We start from the raw sequence: 8,077 nt of genomic DNA, 5'->3' as shown, positions 1-8,077 counted from the left end.
GGCGGCTTTACGGATCTTTTCCGCCCTGACGGCGTTGGATTCGACTTGCAATGGGGCGGCATTGCGCATCGAATCCGCCTTGTCAGGACGAAAAATCCCTCGAAAATCCACTCGCCCAGACAAATGTCAACAGAGCCTAGGGTGATCTCTCGATTGATTGTGCGTTCTCTGCCGATCGTATACCAGAAAGACTTGGTAACAAGAGGTTTCGTCGCCAGTAGTGAATATCTTGACGACACTATTATCTCCAAGTGCCGCCTGACCTACCTGGGCCCAGCGCGATCAGGGTCTCGCGTTCTGTGACGGATCGAAGAAATACGCCTGCCAGTCGAACTCGGTGTCGCTCACTTTCCTCTTGGTACGACGACCCCGCGGCGAGAAGAGCCCCGCTCAATCGGTGGTGCCGTAACTCCTCAGGCAGTGTACGCTGAACAGGCCATCGTCATCCGTCCAGACACACTCGGGCTCGAACCCGGATTCCGAGGCCAGCCGCTGAAACTCGTCAACGGTGAACTTGTACGAATTTTCAGTATGTACAGTCTGCCCCGCCGCGAACCGGAAAGCCCGACCCGCGACGGTCACGATCTGCGCGATGCGGCTGACCAGATGCATTTCGATCCGCCCCTGTTCCGCATCATAGAACGCCCTGTGAGAGAATGCCTCGGTGTCGAAGTCGCCGGAAAGTTCCCGGTTGATGCGGCGCAGCAGATTGAGGTTGAATGCGGCCGTCACGCCCCGGCTGTCATTGTAGGCGGCCTCCAGGCGGTCCCTGTCCTTCTTCAGGTCGACCCCGATCAGCAACCGTCCCCCCTCGCCCACCATCGCGGCGATCCGCCGCAGGAACGCGGCCGCGTCCGCGGGATCGAAGTTCCCGATGCTCGAACCCGGAAAGAACGCCGCGCGTCGGAGGTCGTCCGGAGGAGAGTACGGCAGTGCAAAATGGCTGGAATAGTCCGCGCATGCCGCGTGCACCTCCAGTGCGGGATAGCTTGCCGAGAGGTCCTGTGCCGACGCCATCAGGTGTTCGCGGGAGATGTCGATCGGCATGTAGACGGCCGGGGCGAGCGCATCGAGCAGGGTGCGTATCTTCCGGCTGCTGCCGCTGCCAAGTTCCAGCAGCAGGGCGTCCCGACCCACGTGCGCCGCGATCTCCTTACCGTGCTGGCGCAGGATTCGGATTTCCGTCACCGTCGGGTAGTACTCCGGCAGTTCGGTGATCGCATCGAACAGGCGCGACCCTTCCCGATCGTAGAAGAACTTCGGCGGGATGTGGCGGGGTGACCGGGAAAGGCCCCCCAGGACCTCGGTCTTGAAGTCGGCAAGTGTGGGATGAAAATCGTAGAAATCGATCTGTTTTGCCATGACTTCGCTTGCGGTCTTTTTTTGCTGTTCTTTGCGGCGGGCTTCTATGCGTCTTCCGCCAGGCGAAACCCCTTGAATTGCCATCGGTCCCGGGGATAGAAAAAGTTCCGGTAGCTGGGTCGGATGTGATCGGTCGGTGTGGCGCAGGACCCTCCACGCATGACCATCTGTCCGCACATGAACTTGCCGTTGTATTCGCCCAGCGCACCGTCTGGCGGAGCGTATCCTGGATACGGCAGATAGGCCGACTGCGTCCACTCCCAAACGTCGCCATACATCTGCAGCAGTTCTCCCTCGCCGGCGGCGGGCAGCGGATGCAGATAACCGCTCTCGACGAAATTGCCCTTCACCGGAACCGTCCCGGCCGCATTCTCCCACTCCGCCTCGGTCGGCAACCGCCTACCCGCCCAGGTCGCGTAGGCGTCCGCCTCGTAGTAACTCACATGGACAACCGGTTCGGTCGCGGCGACCGGCCTGGGGCCGCCGAGGGTCATGGTGACCCAGACCCCGTCGCGCCGCTCCCAGTACAGCGGCGCCGTCCAGTCTTCGGTGCGCACGATCCTCCAACCGTCCGCGAGCCACAAGGCGGGATTCCCGTAGCCACCGTCCTCGATGAACTCCTGATACCCCGCATTCGTCACGGGCCGGCTGGACAGCCGGTAGTCCCCCAGGGTCACCTTGTGGCCGGGGACCTCGTTGTCGAAGGCGAATCCGTCACCGGAGAACCCGATCGTCGCCTGCCCGCCGTCGAAGGGCATCCATTGCGTATCGGGCACGTTGCGTGGCTCGCTCGCGGGCAGGTCCGACCGGTAGGCGGGACGCAGGGGGTTGAAGGCGAGGTTGAACTTGATATCGGTCAGCAGCAGTTCCTGGTGCTGCTGTTCGTGATTGACACCGATACGAAGCCTGTCGTTGACCTGTGGCCAGTCCTTGTCGGACACGGTGCGAATCAACTTCTCCATGTGCCCGTCGACGTATTGCCGGTAGCGGTACACCTCCGCGACGGTGGGCCGCGACAGCAGGCCGCGCTGCGGGCGCGGGAAATACCCCCCGCTGATCTGGTCGTAGTAGGAATTGAAGATGTAGCGGAAATCGGGATGAAAGACCTGATAGCCCTTGAGGAAGGGACTCAGCAGAAAGGTCTCGAAGAACCAGGAGACGTGCGCGAGGTGCCACTTGGGCGGACTCGCCTCCAGCGTGGCCTGAATCACATAGTCCTCGATCTCGAGCGGCGCGGCCAGGGTCTCGCTGGCCTGCCTGATGCGCCGGTACATCGACGCGGCCTCGGCCCGATCGAGCGTGTCAGAATGGGGAATGGCAGCAGAATTCCGGGAGTTCGTCATCGGCGATTTCGCGAGCCTGCCGGACACCGGCGAACGCGACTCCTCTTTCCATGGACGGCAACCGTGGCCTTGGCTGGCGGACCGGTCGATGACCCTCCACCCCGCAACAGATACGTCATGGGGCCGAAGGTAGCGACCGATGCCAGGACGATGGCGGCGTAGTGTAACGCGTGCTGCCGGAATACCCAAAATGCACCCTTCGCAATCAGGTAATGTCCGTTTCACCGACTGTCCACACATCATCAGAGTCCCCACATCGGATCGTCGATGTCGTACGGGGAGACGTGGGTGACGAACCCGGCATAGTGATTGCCAAGGTACCGGCAGCGACGGACGGGCAGCAGCATCCCGAGCTGAAGGGGCGATTCAGCAATGACCTGCCGCGCGGGATGTCAATCCGTCAGGCACCGCGGTAATTTTCCGCGACGGAGTCCCTAACGACATCCGGGCGCGTCCTCGCCGTTCTTTCCGGGCAGGGTGGTGAAGGTCAGGTCCGCTTCGGCGGACGCCGTCTTTTGGGTCGGCTTCGGGCGAAGCCCACGGGCCGCCACGACCCCGCTGCCGGCATCGCCCTGGCTTCCCGTCAGAACATGGTAGCCGAGCGTCTTGTCCCACCGGGTTTGCGGGACACTGCCCTCCAGTGACTCACTGGCCGCGATCAGTTGCAGGTGCTCCACCCCGAAAGGCCTGCACACCACGAATTCACCGAGCACCGCAGGGCGGTTGACCTGACCCAGCGACAGGTATCGCAGAAATCGCCAGGCCCCTTCCCCACCCTCGCCCTCGCCCTCGCCCCGGTCAAGCAGGAAGGAGTACTGTTCCCCTTCCCTGGCCACGTGACCGACGATGTAGTAGTAACCGGGACGACTCATGGTAATCTCCGGTCGCACGGTCTCACCCTCACGAAAGAGCAGATCCCTCGAACCCCGATCGGTTCCCAGTACGACGCGAAACTCGTTACTGACCGCAACACCCTGGTGGATCAGCCTGTCGAGGTCCGGTGCCAGGGGTTCGGCGCGGAAACCCCGCCAGCCCTGCTTGTCCAGGCGTACCCCGCGGGTCGCGATGATCTTCCCGCGGCGGTCGATAAGCTGATAGCTGACGTGGATGTCGCCGTCGTCGAGGATCTGGTACTCGCCGGTCATCAGGTATTGCGCCTTGTCACGGCGCGCCACCGATTTGAGGTTTCCGGCCAGGGCATCCCGAAATGCCGCCGCAAACGGCGTGATCTCCACCGCGTCCCGGTGCCTCGGGGGATGAACGTAGACGGCGGGACGCTTGAACCCGCGGGCGAGCTGCCGCGCGGCGAAGGGGATGCTGTCGGCACCTTTCTCCAGCGCGATCAGGCGTGCCGAGAGTTCCGCCTCACTGGCCGGCGCCGGCAGCGTACCCCGGTCGCCGAGGATCGTGGCCACGGCGCGGTAGCGCCGGTACTGGTACTGGCGCGCGTCGGTGAGCTGCTCGTTCAGCAGGCGATACCGTGCATCGTTGTCCTTTGCCGCCTCCAGTGCCTTTTCGCGGTCGAGCATGTTACGCCGCAGCGCGTTCAGCTCAGTGCGGTAGAGACCCGTCGCGCGGACCGAATCGAGGGTAGCGGACTGCCCCCGCTCACCGGCCACGACCACCGGCAGCGACTCGAACCTGACTCCCAGCAGGGGAAGATCGGACTGGGTGCGGATCGCCTCCTCGAAGCTGCAACCGGCCTTCTGCCCGGAGGGCTTCCCGCGCACCTTTTCGCAGTGCGACGCCGTCTCGCTCTTGACCTCCACCTGCACCGCAGCGGCCAGATCCGCGAGTGCCCGCTTGCGCGCCTGCTCCTGGCTCTTGCCGTAACCCTCGCCAGTCAGGGTCTTGGCCGACAGGGGTGTGGCCAGAAGGAGCAAAGTCAGCACAAAGATCTGTGAACGTCGCAATGGTCGACTCTCCAGAAGTGAGCCACGTGGATTTTAAAAATTGTAGGGTGGACAAGCGATAGCGCAGTCCACCAATCGAACGCAAGACACAAACCCGGTGGACTGGGCGAGACGGAAACCAGGCTTGTCGTCCCGGTTGTTCGGCGTGTTCCTGTTGCGGTTGGCCGATCGCACCCAGCGCGGGACGTTGGCCCAGGATCAGCCCCGTGCGACACGCCGGCCATCGGCATTCACGTCTTCTTGCTGATGCGGCGGGGTTGCCGAACCGCCTTGCTCTGCAGCACGGTGCCCGAGAAACAGCTGTCGAACCGGAACAGGACGTGGTTCGACGTCATCTGGCGTGTCCACGCCAAGATCTGGCTCATGTGCAGGGCCTTCTGCAGGAAGTCGCGACCCGGAAATCCCGGCTATGGAGGACTGCGCTGCACTTGTCCACCCTGCGGGTACTAAATTTCGGTGCTGGTGAACAGGTCCATGAATTCGTCGGCGCGCATTGCCCTTAGCGCTTCGGTGTCCGAACAGATCTCCCGGATCCGGTCAGCCTGCGCGGGTGGGTAGCGGCGTCTGACGCTGGACTCGAATTTCTCGCGCAGCAGGGGGAGCGCCTCGGTCCTGCGGCGGGGATGGCCCAGCGGATACTCGACCTCGACCTTCCGTGTGCGGGAGCCGTCACGGAAGAACACCTGGACGGCATTGGCGATGGCGCGCTTTTCGGGAGCGAGATAGTCCCGGCTGTAATTCGGGTCCTCCGTGCATTGCATCTTCTCCCGCAGGGCGTCGATACGCGGATCGGCCGCCACCGCGTCCTCGTAATGCGACGCGTCAAGCTCACCGAAGATCAGGCCCGCGGCCACCATGTACTGAATACAGTGGTCTCTGTCCGCCGGGTTGCGCAGCGGCCCATGCTTGTCGATGATCCGCAGTGCCGGGGCCTGGGAGGCGATCTCCACCCGCTCGACCTCGTCCAGCCGCCCCGCTACCTCGGCTTGCAGCGCGAATGCGCATTCGACGGCGGTCTGGGCGTGGAACTCTGCCGGAAAGGCAACCTTGAACAGGATGTTCTCGATCACGTACGAACCAAAAGCGCGATCGACGACGAGGGGATTGCCACCGAAGGCAACGTCCTGGAATCCCCAGACCGGTGTGGTCAGGGCGCCCGGATATCCCGGCTCGCCTCGAAGTGTCAACAGCGCGAGGCGCACGCCACGGCTCGTGGCGTCACCGGCAGCCCAGGACTTCCGTGGCCCCGTATCGGGGGCGTGGCGGTAGACGCGCAGACTCTGGCCGTCGATCCAGGCCTGTGAGAGCGCCGCGGCGACTTCCCGCCTCGACCCGGCCAGCAGGGCTGTGGCGACCGCGGCGGTCGCCACCTTGACCAGCATGACGTGGTCCAGGCCAACCCGGTTGAAGCTGTTCTCCAGTGCGATCACGCCCTGTATCTCGTAGGCCTTGATCATCGCCGTCAAGACGTCGTCGACGGAAAGCGGATGGTGGCCTTCCTGCGCGGCGCGTCGCGCACGGTAGTCGGCAACGGCAAGGACGCCACCGAGATTGTCGGAGGGGTGTCCCCACTCGGCCGCCAACCAGGTGTCGTTGAAGTCCAGCCAGCGGATGAGGATGCCGATGTCGAAGGCCGCCGTCACCGGGTCGAGGCGGAATCCCGTCCCCGGAACCGGTATGCCGTCGGGTACAACGGTTCCCGGAACGTCGGGTCCGAGCAGTCGGGCGCAGGCTGAAATATCGAGCGCCTGCAATGCGCAGGCCATGGCGTCGAGCAGACACAGGCGCGCGGTCTCGCGCGCCGTTTCGCCGGACGGCTCGTAGTCACAGACGTAGTCCGCGATGCGGTCCAGCAGATCCGCCTGCCTGGCGTCGTCCCTGTGTGGTATGGTCATCTCCCTTCGATCGGCGGATAGGGACGCGGGTCCGGGCCGGTGTAGTTCGCGCTGGGGCGAATGATGTGACCGTCGCTGCGCTGCTCCGTCACGTGGGCGCACCAGCCGGCCACCCGGGCCATCGCAAACAGCGGGGTGAACATCGCGGTCGGCACGCCGAGCATCCGATAGGCCGGCGCCGAGTACCAGTCCAGGTTCGGGAACATCCCCTTGCGCATCTTCATCACCCCCTCGATGGCCTCGGCGACACGGAACGGCAGCGTATTGCCTTTCCGTTCGCCGAGTTCGCGCGCAATTTCCTTGATGACCGGGTTGCGCGGGTCCGAACGGGTGTAGACGGGATGCCCGAAACCCATGACGATCTCCTTGTTCTCCAGTCTGCGACCGATGTCCTCCGCCGCCTGATCCGGGTTTGAATATCGCTGCACCACTGCCAGGGCGGCCTCGTTGGCGCCGCCGTGTCGCGGACCGCGCAGCGCACCGATCGCACCCGTTATCGCGGAGTAGATGTCCGAACCCGTCCCCCCGATCACGCGTGCGGTAAACGTCGAGGCATTGAACTCGTGCTCGGCGTAGAGGATCAGCGAACGGTCCAGGGCGCGGCGGTCGCGCGGATCGACCGGCTTGTCGTGCAACAGTCGCAGAAAGCTGCCTGCAATCGAGGACTCCTCGCAGGATGTCTCGATGTGGCACCCGCTAGCGGCATGAAACCAGTACAGCAGTATCGGCCCCATGACGGCGAGCAGGCGGTCCGAGATCGCCATCGCATCATCGGTATTGTGGGCTTCCGGCTCCGGTTCCAACACCCCAAGGGCCGACACACCGGTCCGCAGGACGTCCATGGGATGCGTTGCGGCAGGCAGCTGTTCGAGGACGGTACAAAGGGGCCCGGGCAGGCCACGCAGGTCCAGCAGTCTGCGGCGATACGCCGCCAGTGTCGACCCGTCCGGCAGTTCGCCGCGAAGCAGCAGCCACGCCACCTCCTCGAAGGTCGCCTCACGCGCCAGGTCGAGGATGTCGTATCCGCGATAATGCAGGTCATCACCCGAGTGCCCGACGGTGCAGATCGCGGTGTTCCCCGCCACCTGGCCGGACAAGGCCACCGAGCGTTTTCGCGAGCCCAGTGTCCCGTCCGGCCTGCCGGATTCCGTCATTCTCCTTCTCCCGGTTCGCCACCGTCGTCCAGGCGATGCTCGTATCGGTAATAGTCGAGGCGCTCGTACAACGCCTGGCGGGTCTGCATGTCAACGATCACGTTCTGTAATGGCCGTTCATCCCGAATCGCGGTTCGGAACCTCGCGCCCGGCGTGACAGTCGACGGCATCGATCACTCCATGCGGCGTTATTGCCCGCCGCGGATACGGTTGCTGTTAAGACTGCACCGGATTGTGTCGGTGCCGCACCGTAGAGGTGCCTGATATGGCGCAAACGACCCGATCGGGGCACCCCATCCATCGGCATGCGTCTTGCTCAATTCCTTTCTAGCAATATACCGGACTGTGTCAATGATATCGGCACCACCCTATGCGCAAGACGCTCTACTGCCTTCTGCCCGATTCGAGCC

The 8,077-nt window shown here is 63.8% G+C and carries 6 protein-coding genes; all 6 read right to left on the bottom strand.

The genetic code is table 11. From position 1 onward, the window contains the following. Nucleotides 1-390 precede the first annotated feature (390 nt). Nucleotides 391-1,362: an L-histidine N(alpha)-methyltransferase gene (gene egtD, locus LJE91_13230; protein MCG6869647.1), complete on the bottom strand. Its 972-nt coding sequence runs from the start codon at nt 1,360-1,362 to the stop codon at nt 391-393. Nucleotides 1,363-1,406: 44 nt separating this feature from the next. Beyond that, complete coding sequence (gene egtB / locus LJE91_13225; protein ID MCG6869646.1) at nt 1,407-2,636, bottom strand: ergothioneine biosynthesis protein EgtB; 1,230 nt, start codon at nt 2,634-2,636, stop codon at nt 1,407-1,409. A gap of 503 nt (nt 2,637-3,139) precedes the next feature. Then, nucleotides 3,140-4,618, bottom strand: a complete 1,479-nt coding sequence (locus LJE91_13220) for an LPP20 family lipoprotein (GenBank protein ID MCG6869645.1) — start codon at nt 4,616-4,618, stop codon at nt 3,140-3,142. Between the two features lie 446 nt (nt 4,619-5,064). Then, nucleotides 5,065-6,513 carry a bifunctional 2-methylcitrate dehydratase/aconitate hydratase gene (locus LJE91_13215; GenBank protein MCG6869644.1) on the bottom strand — a complete coding sequence of 483 codons (1,449 nt, stop codon included), beginning with the start codon at nt 6,511-6,513 and terminating at the stop codon, nt 5,065-5,067. Beyond that, nucleotides 6,510-7,667 (bottom strand): 2-methylcitrate synthase, encoded by a 1,158-nt coding sequence (gene prpC, locus LJE91_13210; protein ID MCG6869643.1) that lies wholly within the window; start codon nt 7,665-7,667, stop codon nt 6,510-6,512. Before prpC ends, LJE91_13215 begins: the two co-directional genes overlap by 4 nt. Next, a complete protein-coding gene (locus LJE91_13205) occupies nt 7,664-7,837 on the bottom strand; it encodes a hypothetical protein (GenBank protein ID MCG6869642.1) in 174 nt (57 codons plus the stop codon). Before LJE91_13205 ends, prpC begins: the two co-directional genes overlap by 4 nt. Nucleotides 7,838-8,077 lie beyond the last annotated feature (240 nt).

It is taken from the genome of Gammaproteobacteria bacterium (assembly GCA_022340215.1).
Taxonomy (GTDB): Bacteria; Pseudomonadota; Gammaproteobacteria; order JAJDOJ01; family JAJDOJ01; genus JAJDOJ01.
Note: the sequence above shows the minus strand (reverse complement) of the source record. Positions and strands in the feature narration are given on the sequence as shown.

What these genes read in the sequence shown, in the direction of transcription:
- egtD (MCG6869647.1), bottom strand. Translation starts at nt 1,362, where the DNA reads ATGGCAAAACAGATCGATTTCTACGATTTTCATCCCACACTTGCCGAC.
- egtB (MCG6869646.1), bottom strand. Translation starts at nt 2,636, where the DNA reads ATGTACCGGCGCATCAGGCAGGCCAGCGAGACCCTGGCCGCGCCGCTC.
- LJE91_13215 (MCG6869644.1), bottom strand. Translation starts at nt 6,513, where the DNA reads ATGACCATACCACACAGGGACGACGCCAGGCAGGCGGATCTGCTGGAC.
- prpC (MCG6869643.1), bottom strand. Translation starts at nt 7,667, where the DNA reads ATGACGGAATCCGGCAGGCCGGACGGGACACTGGGCTCGCGAAAACGC.
- LJE91_13205 (MCG6869642.1), bottom strand. Translation starts at nt 7,837, where the DNA reads ATGCCGTCGACTGTCACGCCGGGCGCGAGGTTCCGAACCGCGATTCGG.